The organism is Sphingobium sp. AS12 (assembly GCF_019097845.1).
In the GTDB taxonomy this organism is placed as follows: Bacteria; Pseudomonadota; Alphaproteobacteria; order Sphingomonadales; family Sphingomonadaceae; genus Sphingobium.
In genome coordinates, this window is the sequence record NZ_JAHRGM010000024.1 from 289,878 (window position 1) to 305,971 (window position 16,094).

At 65.2% G+C, this 16,094-nt stretch carries 13 protein-coding genes; 4 read left to right on the forward strand and 9 right to left on the reverse strand.

Going from position 1 to position 16,094, the window contains the following annotated elements:
- Nucleotides 1-5 precede the first annotated feature (5 nt).
- From KRZ98_RS10370 to rsmA, 3 genes are read left to right on the forward strand one after another with little or no spacing between them, the layout of a single operon-like run.
- Nucleotides 6-1,391 (forward strand): peptidylprolyl isomerase, encoded by a 1,386-nt coding sequence (locus tag KRZ98_RS10370; RefSeq protein WP_217673473.1) that lies wholly within the window; start codon nucleotides 6-8, stop codon nucleotides 1,389-1,391.
- Entirely contained in the window at nucleotides 1,369-2,409 is a 1,041-nt protein-coding gene (gene pdxA / locus KRZ98_RS10375) for a 4-hydroxythreonine-4-phosphate dehydrogenase PdxA (RefSeq protein WP_217673692.1), read from the forward strand. The genes KRZ98_RS10370 and pdxA overlap by 23 nt, the downstream gene beginning before the upstream one ends.
- On the forward strand, nucleotides 2,399-3,238 hold the full coding sequence (rsmA, locus tag KRZ98_RS10380; protein WP_217673474.1) for a 16S rRNA (adenine(1518)-N(6)/adenine(1519)-N(6))-dimethyltransferase RsmA: 840 nt from the start codon (nucleotides 2,399-2,401) through the stop codon (nucleotides 3,236-3,238). Before pdxA ends, rsmA begins: the two co-directional genes overlap by 11 nt.
- Nucleotides 3,239-3,595: 357 nt before the next feature.
- On the opposite strand, the gene KRZ98_RS10385 is transcribed toward rsmA, so the two are convergent.
- The 9 genes from KRZ98_RS10385 to ptsP all read right to left on the reverse strand — a co-directional run bounded on the left by KRZ98_RS10385 (nucleotide 3,596) and on the right by ptsP (nucleotide 14,740).
- Nucleotides 3,596-4,117 (reverse strand): hypothetical protein, encoded by a 522-nt coding sequence (locus KRZ98_RS10385; protein ID WP_217673475.1) that lies wholly within the window; start codon nucleotides 4,115-4,117, stop codon nucleotides 3,596-3,598.
- Nucleotides 4,118-4,208: 91 nt separating this feature from the next.
- On the reverse strand, nucleotides 4,209-5,384 hold the full coding sequence (locus tag KRZ98_RS10390; protein WP_217673476.1) for an RsmB/NOP family class I SAM-dependent RNA methyltransferase: 1,176 nt from the start codon (nucleotides 5,382-5,384) through the stop codon (nucleotides 4,209-4,211).
- Nucleotides 5,385-5,489: 105 nt separating this feature from the next.
- The gene (guaB, locus tag KRZ98_RS10395) at nucleotides 5,490-6,947 is read right to left on the reverse strand and encodes an IMP dehydrogenase (protein ID WP_217673477.1); all 1,458 of its coding nucleotides are present in this window, start codon (nucleotides 6,945-6,947) and stop codon (nucleotides 5,490-5,492) included.
- Between the two features lie 180 nt (nucleotides 6,948-7,127).
- Nucleotides 7,128-9,077 carry an ATP-dependent zinc metalloprotease FtsH gene (gene ftsH / locus KRZ98_RS10400; protein WP_119747404.1) on the reverse strand — a complete coding sequence of 650 codons (1,950 nt, stop codon included), beginning with the start codon at nucleotides 9,075-9,077 and terminating at the stop codon, nucleotides 7,128-7,130.
- Nucleotides 9,078-9,154: 77 nt separating this feature from the next.
- On the reverse strand, nucleotides 9,155-9,346 hold the full coding sequence (locus KRZ98_RS10405) for a hypothetical protein (RefSeq protein ID WP_217673478.1): 192 nt from the start codon (nucleotides 9,344-9,346) through the stop codon (nucleotides 9,155-9,157).
- A gap of 94 nt (nucleotides 9,347-9,440) precedes the next feature.
- Entirely contained in the window at nucleotides 9,441-10,421 is a 981-nt protein-coding gene (tilS, locus tag KRZ98_RS10410) for a tRNA lysidine(34) synthetase TilS (protein ID WP_217673479.1), read from the reverse strand.
- A complete protein-coding gene (locus tag KRZ98_RS10415) occupies nucleotides 10,412-11,347 on the reverse strand; it encodes a hypothetical protein (protein ID WP_217673480.1) in 936 nt (311 codons plus the stop codon). The genes tilS and KRZ98_RS10415 overlap by 10 nt, the downstream gene beginning before the upstream one ends.
- A gap of 66 nt (nucleotides 11,348-11,413) precedes the next feature.
- The gene (locus KRZ98_RS10420) at nucleotides 11,414-12,382 is read right to left on the reverse strand and encodes a helix-turn-helix domain-containing protein (RefSeq protein ID WP_217673481.1); all 969 of its coding nucleotides are present in this window, start codon (nucleotides 12,380-12,382) and stop codon (nucleotides 11,414-11,416) included.
- Between the two features lie 84 nt (nucleotides 12,383-12,466).
- The gene (ptsP, locus tag KRZ98_RS10425; protein WP_217673482.1) at nucleotides 12,467-14,740 is read right to left on the reverse strand and encodes a phosphoenolpyruvate--protein phosphotransferase; all 2,274 of its coding nucleotides are present in this window, start codon (nucleotides 14,738-14,740) and stop codon (nucleotides 12,467-12,469) included.
- A gap of 141 nt (nucleotides 14,741-14,881) precedes the next feature.
- On the opposite strand from ptsP, the gene KRZ98_RS10430 reads away from it, so the two are divergent.
- Nucleotides 14,882-16,039, forward strand: coding sequence for a pyridoxal phosphate-dependent aminotransferase (locus tag KRZ98_RS10430; protein WP_217673483.1), 1,158 nt, complete (start codon nucleotides 14,882-14,884; stop codon nucleotides 16,037-16,039).
- The last annotated feature ends 55 nt before the right edge of the window (nucleotides 16,040-16,094 follow it).

Consider the following 16,094-nt stretch of genomic DNA (forward strand, 5'->3'; position numbering starts at 1 on the left):
CGACGATGCTGCCTGTCGTTTCCACGCCCACCCGCATGTTTCCGGTCGTTCGTTCGGCCTTGCGCACCCTGTTCCTGTCCTCAGCGCTGCTTGGCGTCGGCGTGCAGGGCGTTTCCGCGCAAACGGTCGATGATGGCGGCGACGTCGCCAGCCAGCAGCTCAACCTGCCCAGGGACGTCACCGTCTTTGGCAAGAGCGACCCCAATGTCCGCAAGGCAACCGCCATCGTCAACGGCCGCATCATCACCGGCACCGACATCGACCAGCGCCTCGCGCTGATCATCACCGCCAATGGCGGAAAGGTGGAAGCGGAAGAAAAAGAGCGTCTGCGGGTGCAGGTGCTGCGCAACCTGATCGACGAAACGCTCCAGATTCAGGAAGCAGCCGCCAACGACATCAAGGTCGATCCGGCTGAAATCCAGCAAAGCTATGAGCGGGTCGCAGCCAATTTCCGCCAGTCGCCAACCCAGTTCGATGCCTATCTGCGCAGCCAGGGCAGCTCGGCCGCCAGCATCAAGCGCCAGATCGAGGGCGAACTGGCCTGGAGCCGCCTGCAACGGCGCAACATCCAGCCCTTCGTCAACGTGTCCGAGGACGAGGTTAAGTCGGTGGTCGATCGGCTGAACGCGGCCAAGGGCAGCGACGAATTCCGCATCGGCGAAATCTATCTGTCGGCGACCCCGGAAAATCGCGAACAGATCCTCGCCAACGCCCGCAACATCATCCAGCAGATCCAGCAGGGCGGCAGCTTTGCCGCCTATGCCCGGCAATTTTCCGAAGCATCGACCGCCGCGGTCGGTGGCGATCTGGGCTGGGTGCGCCCGGCCCAGTTGCCGCCTGAACTCGCCACCGCCGCCGCCGACATGCAGGTCGGCCAGATTGCCGGGCCGATCGAGGTCGCAGGCGGCGTGTCGCTGATCTACGTGATGGACAAGCGCAAGGTGCTGACCGCCGATCCGCGCGATTCGCTGCTCAGCCTGAAACAGCTGTCGGTTCTGTTCCCGCAAGGCACAACCAAGGAGCAGGCGAGCGCCAAGGCCGCAAGCTTTGCCGCCGCGATCAAGGAGATCAAGGGCTGCGGTCAGGCCAATGAGGTTGGCGCAAAGATCGGCGCGGACGTGGTCGACAATGACAATGTGAAACTGCGCGACCTGCCGCCCCAGTTGCAGGAAATCCTGCTCAACCTCCAGGTCGGCGAGGCCACACCCCCCTTCGGCTCCATCACCGACGGCGTGCGCGTGTTGATCGTCTGTGGCCGTGATGATCCGGCGTCGGCCAATGCGCCCAATCCCGAACAGATTATGGCGCAGCTGGAAGAAGAACGGGTCAACAAGCGTGCGCGCATCTATCTGCGCGATCTGCGTCGTGATGCGATCATCGAATATAACTGACGCCGCCCCCCCGGTCGGCCAGCCGCCGCTGCCCTTTGCGGTCTCGCTTGGCGATCCCGCCGGGATCGGGCCGGAAATCGTCGCCAAAAGCTGGGTGATGCGCGACGCGCGTGGCCTGCCGCCCTTCTTTGCGGTAGGCGACGTCGCGGCCCTGCGCGCAGTCTGGCTCGGCCCGATCGCCATGATCAGCGCGCCGGAGGAGGCCGCCGCCGCCTTCGGCTTGGCCCTGCCCTGCCTTCAGGTCGGACAGGCGGGCGAGATCATTCCCGGCACCCCCAGCGTCGATGGTGCGCGCACCGCTTTCGAATCGCTCGAAGCCTCGGTCGGCCTCGCCCGGTCGGGGTCCGCAGCGGGCATCGTCACTGCGCCGGTGGGCAAGGAACAGCTGTATGGCGTGGGCTTCACCCATCCCGGCCAGACCGAATTTGTCGCCGAACGCTGTGGCGTATCGCCGCACAATGCCGTGATGATGCTGGCCGGGCCATCGCTCAAGGTGGTGCCGGTCACGATCCATATTCCATTGAGCGAAGTGCCGTCCGCGCTGACCATCGACCTGATCCGCGCCCGCGCGATCACCACGGCCAAGGGATTGCAAAAGAATTTCGGCATGGCCCGCCCCCGCCTGGCCGTCGCGGGGCTGAACCCCCATGCGGGCGAAGGCGGCGCGCTGGGGCGTGAGGAAATCGACATCATCCGCCCGGCGGTCGAATCGCTGCGCGACGAAGGCTATGACATTGTCGGGCCGCTGGCGGCTGATGGCATGTTCCACACCCGCGCCCGCGAAGCCTATGATGCGGCATTGTGCATGTATCATGATCAGGCGCTGATCCCGATCAAGACGCTGAATTTCGACGATGGCGTCAATATCACGCTGGGCCTGCCGATCATCCGCACGTCGCCCGACCATGGCACCGCGTTTGGCATTGCAGGCACCGACAGCGCCAATCCCGGCGCGATGATCGCTGCGCTTCGCATGGCCGCCGACGCCGCCCGCGCGCGTGCCGCCTATGTCTGCTGAGGCCAAGGTGAAGCTCCCGCCACTGCGGGAGGTGATCGCCATGCACGGGCTTCAGGCCAGCAAAGCGCTGGGGCAGAATTTCCTGCTTGACGAACAATTGCTCGACCGGATCGCCGCCGTTCCGGGCATAATCGACGGCCAGCCCGCGTTCGAGGTCGGCCCCGGTCCCGGCGGCCTGACCCGCGCCATCCTGCGCGCTGGCGCGAAATTGGTCGCAGTCGAGCGTGACCGTCGCTGCCTGCCGGCGCTGGCTGAACTGGACGCCGCCTTTCCGGGCCAGTTGCGCATCCTGTCGGGTGACGCAATGGAAATCGACGCCCGCGCCGAAGCGGGCGATGGCGCGCATATCATCGCCAACCTGCCTTATAATGTCGGCACCGCGCTACTGATCGGCTGGCTGTCGGCCGACTGGTCGCCGCTACCTTGGTGGTCCACCCTGACGCTGATGTTCCAGATGGAAGTCGCCGAACGCATCGTCGCCCAGCCCGGCACCGACCATTATGGCCGCCTCGCCATCCTGTCCCAGTGGCGCAGCGACGCGCGCATCGCGATGAAGGTCCACCGCAGCGCCTTCACCCCGCCGCCCAAGGTCATGTCCGCCGTCGTCCACCTGACGCCCAAGGCCGCACCGGACGGCGTGCAACTCAAACATCTCGAACGCCTGACCGCCGCCGCCTTCGGCCAGCGCCGCAAGATGCTGCGGCAAAGTCTGAAAGGCCTGCCCGGCGCGCTCGACGCACTGGCCGAACTCGGCATCGACCCGCAACGCCGCGCCGAAACCGTCAGCGTCGAAGAATTTGTCGCGGTGGCGCGGGTGTTGGGGCGGTAGGCTTGCACTGCGACCTAGGCGGTTGACTTTCGCTTACATAACATCCGTTCGTGCTGAGTAGGGACTGAGCTTGTCGAAATCCCGTATCGAAGCATCGCGCCCATACGCATCCTTCGATACGCCATTTCGACTTCGCTCAATGGCTACTCAGGACGAACGGATCTGGACAAGGTCACCACCCACCAGACGCACGGGAGGACCGCTGTCCTACACGCCGCCAGCCATGTTACATTGCGCGCGCAGGCTCTTTCTCACCGTCGACACCCAAAACGACCCGCGTAACAATCTATCGAAACCCGATAATAAAATGTCGCATTTGCCGGGAAATGTGCGAAGTTAAGCGCCGCCAATCCTATTTTACGGCGTCTCGGTCGGCACCGTCTTGGGCGCGGTCGGGACGGCTTCCTTGGCGGTCAGCGCCACGGTGGGCGGCCCTTTCTGGATCGCGGCGGCCAGCTTGCCAACGGGCGCGCAGTCGGCCTTGCACAGGCTCTGCGCCTTGGCCAGCACCTCCTTGGCCTTGGCCAGCGCGCCCTTTTCCACCATTGCTTCCCCCTGCCCCGCCAGCGCGGTCACGTCGGTCGGATCAAGCAGCAGCGCTTCCTTGTAAAGCCGGATCGCCTTGCCTTGCAACCCCTGTGCGCGGGCGACCTCAGCCAGATCGACATAGGCAGCCCGGTTGCGCGGATCGACCGCCAGCGCGCTTTCCAACGCATCGGTCGCGCCGTTCAGATTGCCCGCCGCAAAGGCAGCGGCACCGGCTTTCTGCCATTCGATCGAGCGCGGCTCGATCTGCGCGTCGGGACGCTGGGTCAGGCCGACGCTGGACACGGTGGTCAGGACGGCGGCGAGCGCGATGGAGGCGGGGGTAAAACGCATGAGTGTCTCCAGCCATGTTTCAGGCGTTGATGTGGTCCAAGTGTCGCCATTTTGCGGGCGCTTGTCCATGGCCTGTTTCACGCCGCTGCTTTCATGCCGACCGGCGCAGCCGCGCAAAGAAGAAACCGTCGGTGCCATCATGGCCCGGCGTCAGCAGCCATCCTGCGCCATGGGCGCGGCCCAGCGGCATATCCAGCGCCTCCGCCGTCCATCCGTCATGCCGGGTCAGAAAGCCGTCCACCTGATCGCGTCCCTCCTTATCTGTCAGCGCGCAGGTAGCATAGACCAGCGCCCCGCCGGGGGCCAGCAAGGGCGCGGCAAAATCCAGAATACGCGCCTGTTCCGCGACCAGCCGATCGAGCCGCGCCTGCGTCAGCCGCCAGCGCGCCTCCGGGTTACGCCGCCAGGTGCCGGTGCCTGAACAGGGCGCGTCGACCAGCACGACATCGGCCTCCGCCTTCAGACTGTCCAGCCCCCGCCCCTCATGCCCCTGATCGATCAGCAGCGTTTCGATGAAGGTCGCCCCCGCCCGCTCGGCCCGCGGACTGAGCCGCGCCAGTCGCGCGCGGATCGTATCAGCAGCAATCAGCGTTCCCTGCCCCGCCATCGCAGCGGCCAGCGCCAGCGTCTTGCCGCCCGCCCCGGCGCACATATCGACCACGGTCATGCCGGGCGCGACGGCGCAGGCGAGTGCAATCATCTGGCTCCCGCCATCCTGCACCTCGACCAGCCCCTTTTTCCACGGATCGGCCTGTTCGACCGGGAAGCCTTCGGGCAGGCGCAGGCCATCAGGCAATCCGGCGATCGGCTGCGCGTCGGGCAGGTGCGGCGCGACGGCGGCAGGCGTGGCCTTCAGCCGGTTGACCCGCAGATCGACCGGCGCGCGGCCCAGCAGCGCGTCCTGCTCGACCGGCGCAGCCAGCAGCGGCGCGAGCCAGGCTGGCACCGCCCCGGCGCTGGCCCCGACCTCGCCCGGCTCGATCGGCATTGGCGCATGGACCGATCCGTCGAACAGCGCAGCCAGATCCGGCCGTTCCTGCGCCAGCCCGATCATCGCTTCGCGCCCGGTATCAGGCCGCTCGCCCGCGCGCCGGATAGCGTCATAGACATGGTCACGCACCGCCCGCCGGTCCCGCGACCCGGCATAGCGCCGTTCCTTGAAATAGCGCGCGATCAGCGTGTCGGCGGCAGGCCCACCGTCCCGCGCCGACGCGATGATGGCGTCGAGCAGTTCGATCGCAGCCTGAAGGCGGGCGGCGGGGGTCATGACTCCGCTCCCTTCAGGGAGGGGTTGGGGGAGGGCATGTCGCAGTAATCGACGATCAGCACACGCCCTCCCCTAACCCCTCCCGCAAGCGGAAGGGGAATATCATCAGCGCGTCGGATAATTGGGGGCTTCCCGCGTGATGGTGACGTCATGGACATGGCTTTCGGACAGCCCGGCATTGGTGATCTGCACGAAGCGGGCGCGCTCCTGCAGGTCGGGGATGGTGCGGCTGCCGGTATAGCCCATCGCGGCCTTCACGCCGCCGACCAGCTGGTGGATCACATCCTTGGCCGGTCCCTTGAACGGCACCTGCCCCTCAATGCCTTCGGGGACCAGCTTCATCTGGTCCTTGATGTCCGCCTGGAAATAGCGGTCGGCGCTGCCGCGCGCCATCGCGCCGACGCTGCCCATGCCGCGATAGCTTTTATAGGCGCGCCCCTGATAGAGGAAGGTTTCGCCCGGCGCTTCGGCGGTCCCGGCCAGCAGCGATCCGACCATGACGCAGCCAGCGCCCGCCGCCAGCGCCTTGGCCACGTCACCGCTCGTGCGCAGGCCGCCATCGGCAATCACCGGCACACCCAGCTTGGCGGCGGCTTCGGCGGAATCCATGATCGCGGTCAGCTGCGGCACGCCCACGCCTGCCACCACGCGGGTGGTGCAGATCGATCCCGGCCCGATGCCAACCTTCACGCAATCCGCGCCCGCGCCGATCAGCGCACGGGTCGCTTCGGCGGTGGCGACGTTGCCGGCAACCACCTGAACATGGTTGGACAGGCGCTTGACCGCTTCGACTGCGGCGGAAACCTGTTTGCTATGGCCATGGGCGGTGTCGATGACGATCAGGTCGCACTCCGCGTCGATCAGCGCCTCGCTGCGCTCCAGCCCCTTGTCGCCCACCGTCGTCGCCGCCGCGACGCGCAGCCGGCCGGTGCCGTCCTTGGTCGCTTGCGGATAGGTGACCGCCTTTTCCATATCCTTGACGGTGATCAGGCCGACGCAGCGATAAGCATCGTCCACCACCAGCAGCTTTTCGATCCGGCGCTGGTGCAGCAACCGCTTGGCCTCATCCTGGCTGACGCCAGCGGGGACGACGGCCAGATTATCCTTGGTCATCAGCTCGCTGACCGGCTGAGCGGGGTTTTCGGCAAAGCGGGTATCCCGGTGGGTCAATATGCCGACCAGCTTGCCCGATTCTTCCACCACGGGAATGCCGCTGATCTTGTGCCGCTGCATCAGCATCTGCGCGTCGGCCAGCGTTGCGCTGGGCAGGATAGTGATGGGGTTGACGACCATGCCGCTCTCGAACCGCTTGACCGCGCGTACCGCGTCGGCCTGTTCCTCCACCGTCATGTTCCGGTGCAGCACACCGATGCCGCCCAGCTGCGCCATGACGATCGCCATGTCGGCCTCCGTCACCGTATCCATCGCTGACGACAGGATCGGAATGTTCAGCTTTATCTCGCGCGTCACATAGGTGGACGTGTCCGCCTGACTGGGCAGCACGTCGGATTCGCCGGGCTGCAACAGCACGTCGTCAAAGGTGAGGCCGAGGCGGATATCCATGGAAAATGCCACTTTCTGATGCGGAACCTCTGGTTGGTTCCGGGGGATTTGTGGCGGCCCATGTAACCACTATGGGCGCGGACGGCCAGTCCCTTTGGGGCATTTTATTGCGCTGGTGGCAGGGGCATGAAAAAGGGCGCGCAACCTTGCGGTCGCGCGCCCTCTAGATGTCTTGGCGGATCAGGCTCCGGCGGGCGACGGGTTGCCGAACGGTCCCTTGCGCTTGCCCGCGCGGGGAATGGAGGAACCGGCTGCGGGAATGACCGACGGCTTGATCGTCGTGCCATCGTCGCGGGTGATCTCACCCTTTTCCAGCAGCGCCTTGATCTCGTCACCGCTCAGCGTTTCATATTCCAGCATCGCGTTGGCCAGCAGGTGCAGCTGGTCCTCATGACCGGTCAGCAATTCCTTGGCCCGGTTATAGCCCTGCTCCACCAGCCCGCGAATTTCCTTGTCGATCAGCTTGGCGGTCTCGTCCGACATATGGACACGGGCGCTCTGCGAATAGCCAAGGAAGGTCTCGCCCTGCTGCTCTTCATATTGCAGCGGCCCCAGCTTGTCGGACATGCCCCATTGGGTGACCATGTCGCGCGCCAGCTTGGTAGCATATTGAATGTCACCCGAAGCGCCGCTCGACACCTTGTCATAGCCGAAGATAATCTCTTCGGCGACGCGGCCACCCATGGCGACCGCCATGTTCGCGTGCATCTTGTCACGATGGTAGGAATAGCTGTCGCGTTCGGGCAGGCGCATGACCATGCCCAGAGCGCGACCGCGCGGGATGATGGTTGCCTTGTGGATCGGGTCGGACGCCGCCTCATGCACCGAGACGATGGCATGGCCAGCTTCGTGATAGGCGGTCATCTTCTTTTCATCGTCGGTCATGACCATGGAGCGACGTTCCGCGCCCATCATCACCTTGTCCTTGGCCGCTTCAAACTCGTCCATCGCAACCAGCCGCTTGCCGCGTCGCGCCGCCATCAGCGCCGCTTCGTTGACCAGATTGGCCAAGTCCGCGCCGGAGAAACCGGGCGTGCCGCGCGCGATGGTCCGCGGTTCGACGTCAGGGGCCAGCGGCACCTTCTTCATATGGACGGCCAGAATCTTCTCGCGGCCTTCAATGTCGGGACGCGGCACGACGACCTGACGGTCGAAGCGGCCCGGACGCAGCAGCGCAGGGTCCAGCACGTCGGGACGGTTGGTGGCCGCAACGATGATGATGCCTTCATTGGCTTCAAAACCGTCCATCTCGACCAGCAACTGGTTCAGCGTCTGCTCGCGCTCGTCATTGCCATTGCCAAGGCCCGCGCCACGATGGCGACCGACCGCGTCGATTTCATCGATGAACACGATGCAGGGCGCATTCTTCTTCGCCTGCTCGAACATGTCACGGACACGGCTCGCGCCGACACCCACAAACATTTCGACAAAGTCGGAGCCGGAAATGGTGAAGAAAGGCACTCCTGCCTCGCCTGCGATCGCGCGGGCCAGCAGCGTCTTGCCGGTGCCGGGCGACCCGACCAGCAGCGCGCCCTTGGGGATCTTGCCGCCCAGACGAGCGAATTTGGTCGGGTTCTTGAGGAACTCGACAATCTCCTGCAATTCCTCGCGCGCCTCGTCGATGCCCGCGACGTCATCGAACGTGACCTTGCCATGCTTTTCGGTCAGCAGCTTGGCCTTCGACTTGCCAAAGCCCATCGCGCCGCCCGCGCCGCCGCCCTTTTGCATCTGGCGCAACACGAAGAAGGCGATGCCAAGGATCAGCAGGAAGGGAAGCGACTGGTAGATGAGGATCATCCAGAAGCTGGGCTGTTCTTCGGCTTGCCCCGAATATTTGACTCCATTGTCGTCAAGCAGGGTCGTGAGGCCCGGATCGCTGACAGGAATGGTGTTGAACTTCTGGCCGCTGGCCAGCGTGCCCGAAATCTTGTTGGGCGCGATGGCGACGTCCTTGACCTGCCCTTCCTGCACTTTCGAGCGGAATTCGGAATAAGCGATCCCTGTCCCGGCAGTGGAGGCGGAACGGCTGTCGAACATGGACACGAACAGCAACAGGGCGACAATCACCCCTGCCCAAATCATCGCGCTCTTGATCCAGGGATTGCCCTGCGGGTCTTTCTCGTCGTTCATCATCACTCTCTTTCACCCGCCAAGATAGGGCGCGTCGGCCAAAGCGCAAGCTTGGGCCTGACCCTATATGGCAAGGATTAACCGACGGTGAGTTGGACAATGACAAGATAGGCCAACCCCAGCGCCAGCCCCGCAGAAAGGCCGCACAGAAGATAGCCCAGGTAGAGCAGCAGCGGCGGGTGAGGACGGGCCAGCTTATGATTACGTTGCGCTGCCGAAAGAATGACACTGGCCAACAGGCCATAGGTCAGGGCCGCAAATTCCATCATTGCTGCAAATCTCCGCTTATCTCCGGCCAGAATGACGCATGGGAGGCATTAAGGAAAGACTGTTGCGGCGCACAAAAACGGCAGGCCGTTGGGTTCATGCGTCGGGTTGCGGAACTTTTTGGGAATCGGCGCGTGGCGGCGCGGGGCGTAACGTCCAGACCGACCCGCCCCGCAGCAGCCAGTCCCCCAGATTCGCTTGTCCGCCAACCTGCGCCGCGCCGATCGCGCGATCCAGCGCATCGCCCCGCGGGATGGCCGCATCGGGCGCAGCGGCGTGCAGCATGTGGAGGATCAGACGGCGCAGATATTCGCGCGGCAGGTCAGTGCGATCGAGCCGCCACTGCGCGCCGTCCCGCTCGACATGACGCGCCGCCAATTCAACAACGCTCCAGTCCAGCGCAGCCTCCGCCTCCGCCAGCGCCGCTGCGCTGCGGGCTGCGGCTTCCGGGTTCAGCCAGTCCGCGCCTGCCAGCGCAGCACGCAAGGCCGCTCGGTCGAACCGTGGGTCGGCATTGGAAGGATCATGGACATGCGGCAGCGCTTCACGATCCACCAGTTGCTGCAACACGGCCTTGCGTACCCCCAGCAGCGGGCGGATGACGGTGCCGGATCGCCCGCGCACCCCGGCCAGACCACCAACCCCCGACCCTCGGTTGAGCCGCATCAGCAGGGTTTCAAGCTGATCGTCGGCATGATGGGCCGTCATGATCCAGTCGATGCCCTGCGCCAGCCGCCATTGTTCGATCAGCGCATAACGCTGCGTGCGCGCCCAGGCCTGAATGTTGCCAACGGGCGGTGTATCGGGCGTCGCGACACGGTGAGCGATGCCCTGCCCCGCGCACCAGTGCGCGACCATGGCCGCTTCGTCGGCGGAAACCGGGCGCAGGCCATGGTCGATCGTAATCGCCTCGATCCGCCCGGCAAAGGCACGAGCCGCCAGATAGAGCAGCGCCATGCTGTCCGGCCCGCCCGACACCGCAACGCCAAAGCGCGCCGCCGGGTCATCGCTGACCAGCGCGTGGGTCACCGCGATCAGCCGGGCTTGCAGGCCAGCGCGGTCACTCGTCAGCTGCACTTCGCCCTGGCGCGGCCCTTGTCCATCATGCCACGCAGGCTAACGGACAGGCTCGTTCCATAGACCTGCTCCAGCTCTGCATAGACTTTGCAGGCGTCGGCAGGCTTTTTGAGCTGGATCAGCGCTTCGCCCAGATAGGCCAGGCTGTCAGGCGCGCGGTCGCCGCGTGGGCGCTTCTGGTAATTTTCATAGAAAGCGACCGAGGCAAGAGCAGGCTTGCCGTCGTCCAGATAGGCACGGCCAAGCAGGTTTTGCGCACGGCTGACAACGGATGCGTCGCCATATTTGTCGACGGTGGCCTTCAGCTGCGCCTGCGCTTCGGGATAAAATTTTGCGTCCCACAGACGATAACCATAGCTGTAGGAATCCATCGGCGCGTCGCCGGTATCAGGCCGCTCGATCGCGGCGATCGCCGCTTTACGGGCTTCGCTGGCGGCCGGTGTTGCGGGCGCGGCCTTGGGTGCAGCTGGCTTGGCCGCGACCGGCGCCGGGTCGGCCGCAACAGGCGCAGCCGCCGTCGGCTTTACTTCGGGCGGAGTTTCGGGCTGGAGCAGGCGGCCTTCGATCTCGGCCTTATATTTGGTGAAAGCCTCTTCCAGCTGCTTGAGCTTGAAGCTGTTTTCCTCGACCTGGCCAGTGATTGACGCCAGCTGCGATTCCAGCGCGCCGACGCGCGCGGTCAGGTCCGAAATGGGCGAAGAGGATGGCGATCCAGGCGCGAGCGTCGGGGCAGCGGGACGGACAATCTGCGCTTCGATAGGCGCGCCTGCCGGAAACACTTTGCGCTGGACCGCCTTCATTTCCTTTTCCAGCCGGTCGACCCGCACCTCGACCGGCGCGGTTTGCGCGATGGCGGATGGCGCGATCGCCAGCAGCAGTGGCGCGCTCCATGCCAGGCAGGAGGTCGCGAAAAAGGCGTGACGCATGATATTCCCCGACTAACTCTATCGCCTTAACCATAAGGCGTTATTTCGCGCGGTAAAGCGTGACGTTCAGCCGCCCGTGCCATCGCCCGATGCAGCCGGTGCCGGTGCCGGTGCGGGCGGAGCGGACGCAGGCGCTGCGGCGGGTGCCACGTCGCCAGCCGACGGTGACGCGGTTTGACGCGGGGTCGCCCGGCGCTGCGCAGGACGGGACGACGGCGTTGCAGACGAAGCAGCAGCGGCGGGCGCGGCAGCGGCTGTGCCACGCGCCAGCAGCGCTTCGGCACTGACCGGCACATCGGCAATCGTCCGATCCGGCGCGCCCAGCGGCGCAACGACCTTGCCCCCGACGGTGACGCTCAGCGATTGCGGCCGCCCGGTCAGGATCATCGGGTTACGCGCGCCCGCTGGCAGGGTGAAAGCCTCGCCCTTTTTGAGCAAGCCGTCCTTCAGCCGTTCGCCCGCTTCATCATAGATGCGCAGCCAGACGTCGTCGATGGCGGTAAAGACGACCGGCTGTGCGGCAGGCGCGACCCGCGCGGCGCTGGCGGCGGCGGGGGCTTTGGCCTTTGCCTGTTCCTGGGCGATTTCCTCGCCGGTCGGCGGCGTCAGCGATTGCGAGCGCCAGAGCGTATAACCCGCGATCAGGACAAGGACGATGATGGCCGCGGTCCAGGCCAGCGTGCGCGACGGCACGCGCGCGGGATCGACCGGCTCGAACGCTTCGTAGCGATTGGCGCCCATGTCGCTGCTATGCACCGCCTGACGCACTTCGGCGGCAATCGCCACCTCGTCCAGATCGACCGCGCGGGCATAGGCGCGCGCGAAACCGACGGCATAGGGGATGCCAGGCAGGGCGGCATAATCGTCGCGCTCGACCGCTTCGAGCTGCCGCAGCGCGATGCGCGTGCGGGTGGCGACCTCCGCCAGCGACAGGCCCAACGTCTCCCGCGCAGCACGCAATTTCGCGCCGGGGGTGTCGGGCTGCATTTCCGGTGCGCGGTCCGCACCGGTGTCCAATTCTGTTTCGTCTGCCATGCTGCTCCGCGACCTTCGATGGTCGGTCTTGTCTCACTGTGGGACGGGGATTGTCAACGGCGCGCCGCGCCCTAGCGGCTCACCTCACCCCAGTTCGATGTTCCTTTCGACCGCCCACTGGGTCAGCCGCGCCCGGATGTCGCGCGCGCCGCCGTCCAGCAATTCGCGCATCAGCGCCTGCAACTCGGCGGCATCGATCGCGCGGATCATCGCCTTGACCGGCCCGACCGAGGCGGGGGTGATCGACAGGCGGCGAATACCCAGGCCCACCAGCGCCATGGCTTCGAGCGTGCGCCCGCCCATTTCGCCGCAGACACCGACCGGAACCTGATAGTCCTTGCAGGTCCGCACCACCCGGTCGAGGAAGCGCAGTATCGCGATGCTGAGCCAGTCATAGCGTTCGGCCAGGCGCGGATGGGCGCGGTCGGCTGCAAACAGAAACTGTGTCAGGTCATTGGTGCCGATCGACAGGAAATCGAGCCGGGGCAGCAATATGTCCAGAACCTCGGCCAGCGCAGGCACCTCCAGCATCGCACCATATTTGACCGCGATCGGCAGCTTCTTCCTGCGTTCCTGCAACCATAAACGCTGATGTTCGACCAGCGCACGCGCCTCCTCATATTCCCAGGGTTCCGACACCATCGGGAACATGACATGGAGCACCTTGCCCGCCGCCGCCTCCAGCAGGGCGCGCGCCTGCGCCTTCATCAGCCCGTCGCGGTCGAGCGCCAGCCGCAGCGCGCGCCAGCCCATCGCCGGATTATCCTCCAGCTCCTCATCTTCACGCTGCATATAGGGCAGCGCCTTGTCGCCGCCGATATCGACGGTGCGGAAGATCACCGGGCGATCGCCCGCTGCGTCCAGCACATCCTTGTAGAGCCGCTGCTGCTTTTCGCGCTGCGGCAGGGTGGCCGACACCAGAAACTGGAATTCCGTGCGGAACAGGCCGATGCCGTCCGCCCCCACCATGTCGAGCGCCTGCGCGTCCTCGCGCAGGCCCGCATTGACCATCAGCTCCACCCGCTGCCCGTCGGCGGTGACCGATGGAAGGTCGCGCATGGCGGCAAATTCGGCGCGGCGCTTTTGCGTCACATGCAGCTTATTGTCGAACGCCTCGTCCATGTCCGCCGTCGGACGGACCAGCAGCGCATTGGCATTGACGTCCATCAGGATGAGGTCGCCCTCATTCACCAGATGGCGGATGTCGCGCACGCGGCCCAGCACCGGCACGCCCATGGCGCGCGCGACGATGGTGACATGGGCGGTCAGCGATCCTTCCTCCAGGATCACGCCCTTCAACCGGCGGCGATCATATTCCAGCAGTTCGGCCGGACCCAGATTGCGCGCGATCAGGATCGCGTCCTGCCGCAGGCCCATCTGCGCCGCCGTACCCAGCTGCCCCGACACGATCCGCAGCAGACGGTTGGCCAGATCCTCCAGATCGTGCATCCGGTCCGACAGCAGCGGATCGTCAATCTGGCGCATCCGCATCCGGGTGCGTTGCTGCACCCGCTCGATGGCCGCCTCGGCGGTCAGGCCGCTGTCGATCGCTTCATTGATCCGGCGGGTCCAGCCTTCGTCATAGGCGAACATCTTGTAGGTTTCCAAAACCTCCTGATGCTCACCCTCCATCCCGAATTCAGCAGCGCCGGTCATCCGGTCAATCTGTTCGCGCATCTTGGCGAAGGCGGAAATGACCCGCTGCCGCTCGGCCTCGGTATCTTCCGCGACCGTATGTTCGATATGGACGCGCGGCTGGTGGAATACCGCATGGCCGCGCGCCATGCCCATCACCAGTTGCAGCCCGTGCAGCATCGTCGTGCCGGTATCGGTGACGCGCTGGTCGCTTGGCCCGTCATCGGCCAGTTCCGCGTTCGCGATCAGTTCCGCCATCACCATCGCGACGGTCTGGAGCGCCTCTATCTCCACTTCTTCATATTTGCGCGGTTCGGCATGTTGCACGCACAGCACGCCGATCGCCCGTTCGCGCCGCACGATCGGCACGCCGGCAAAGCTGTGGAACAGCTCCTCCCCGGTTTCGGGGCGATAGCTATAGTCCGGGTGTGACGCGGCCTCGTCCAGGTTCAGCGTTTCGACATTGGTGGCGATCAGGCCGACCAGCCCCTCCCCCATCGCCATGCGGGTGACATGGACCGCCTCCTGCTTGAGGCCGCGCGTCGCGAACAGTTCCAGCACGCCTTCGCGCACCAGGTAGATGGAGCAAACCTCGCTCGACAGCGACTGGCCGATAATCTCCACCACCTTGTTCAATTTGGCCTGCGCGCTGGTGCGCGACGCCATCACTTCCTGAAGGCGGGTGAGGATCTGGCGAGCGGCGGCGGCGGGTGTGCTGGGCATGGCGTCAGCGCTATCAGATCGGCGGCCTGCTTTCCAAGGCGATTCATGCAGCGCGATAGTTAGCAGAGGTCATTTGCATGGCGGAAACATTCTGTACAATCGTCTAAGAATGCAAAATCGGCTTTCAGGGAGAATGGGACCATGGCGACATCAGGTGAAACGGCGTTTGAACGCGATCTTCTGGACCGGGGTTATTCGCGGCGGCAACTGGCCAAGGCGACCGCGCTGCTGGGCGCTGGCGCCGCGGCGATCCGTGCGACCAGCGCCGTGGCGCAGCAGGCGGCCAAGCCGGTCGCTGGCGCTGTCCGAATCGGCGCGAATGAATGCTGGACCGGCCCTTTCCCGGTCGCGGCCGAAGCCGCGTTCAAGCTGGTGACCGAGGGCAATCGGTATGAGCCCGACAATGAGCATCAGAAATTATTTGATGCCGTGGCAGCTGTCGAGGGGGTTCCCGCCGATCGTATCGTCGCCTGGCCCGGATCGTCCGATCCGCTAAGCCGCGTCGCGATCGCCTTTGCCTCGCCCACGCGCGGCATCGTGACGGCCGACCCGACCTATGAGGCAATCTGGCGGACCGGCGACTGGCTGGGCGCGAAAGTGACCAAAGTGCCGCTGACCAAGGATTATGCCCATGACGTCAAGGCGATGCTGGCGGCTGATCCCAATGCCGGGCTTTATTATGTCTGTTCCCCCAACAACCCGACCGGCACGGTAACGCCGATCGCGGACATCCAGTGGCTGGCGGACAACAAGCCCAAGGACGCGATACTGGTAGTGGACGAGGCCTATATCCACTGGACCGAGACCGGCACCGCCGCCAGCATGGCCGCGACCCGCGATGATGTGATCGTGCTGCGCACCTTCTCGAAGCTGTTCGGCATGGCCGGGATGCGGCTGGGCCTGACCTTTGGCGCGCCCGCGCTGATGGAAAAGATGATGCGTTATGATGGCGGGCAGGTGACCGGCATGCTGCCGATGACCGCCGTGGCGTGCGGCACGGTGTCGGTCGCGCAGGCTGACCTCATCAAGGCGCGCCGCGCGGAGATGAACGCCAATCGCGACAAGGCGATCGCCTTCCTGACCAAGAAGAAGATCAAGGTCATCCCCGGCAGCCACGCCAATATGTTCATGATCGATTGGGGCAAGCCCGCCAAGCCCATGGCCGACGCGCTGCTGGCGGAAAATGTGCAGATTGGCCGCAGCTGGCCGATCTGGCCCAATGTCTCGCGCGTGTCGGTGGGGTCGGCGGCGGAAATGGACGCTTTCTGCGCGGCAGTCGACAAGGTGTGGAAAGCGTAACGTCACGCCCCTCTTCACCACCATAAATTTTACAAACTCTGGCGGCGGCGCATTG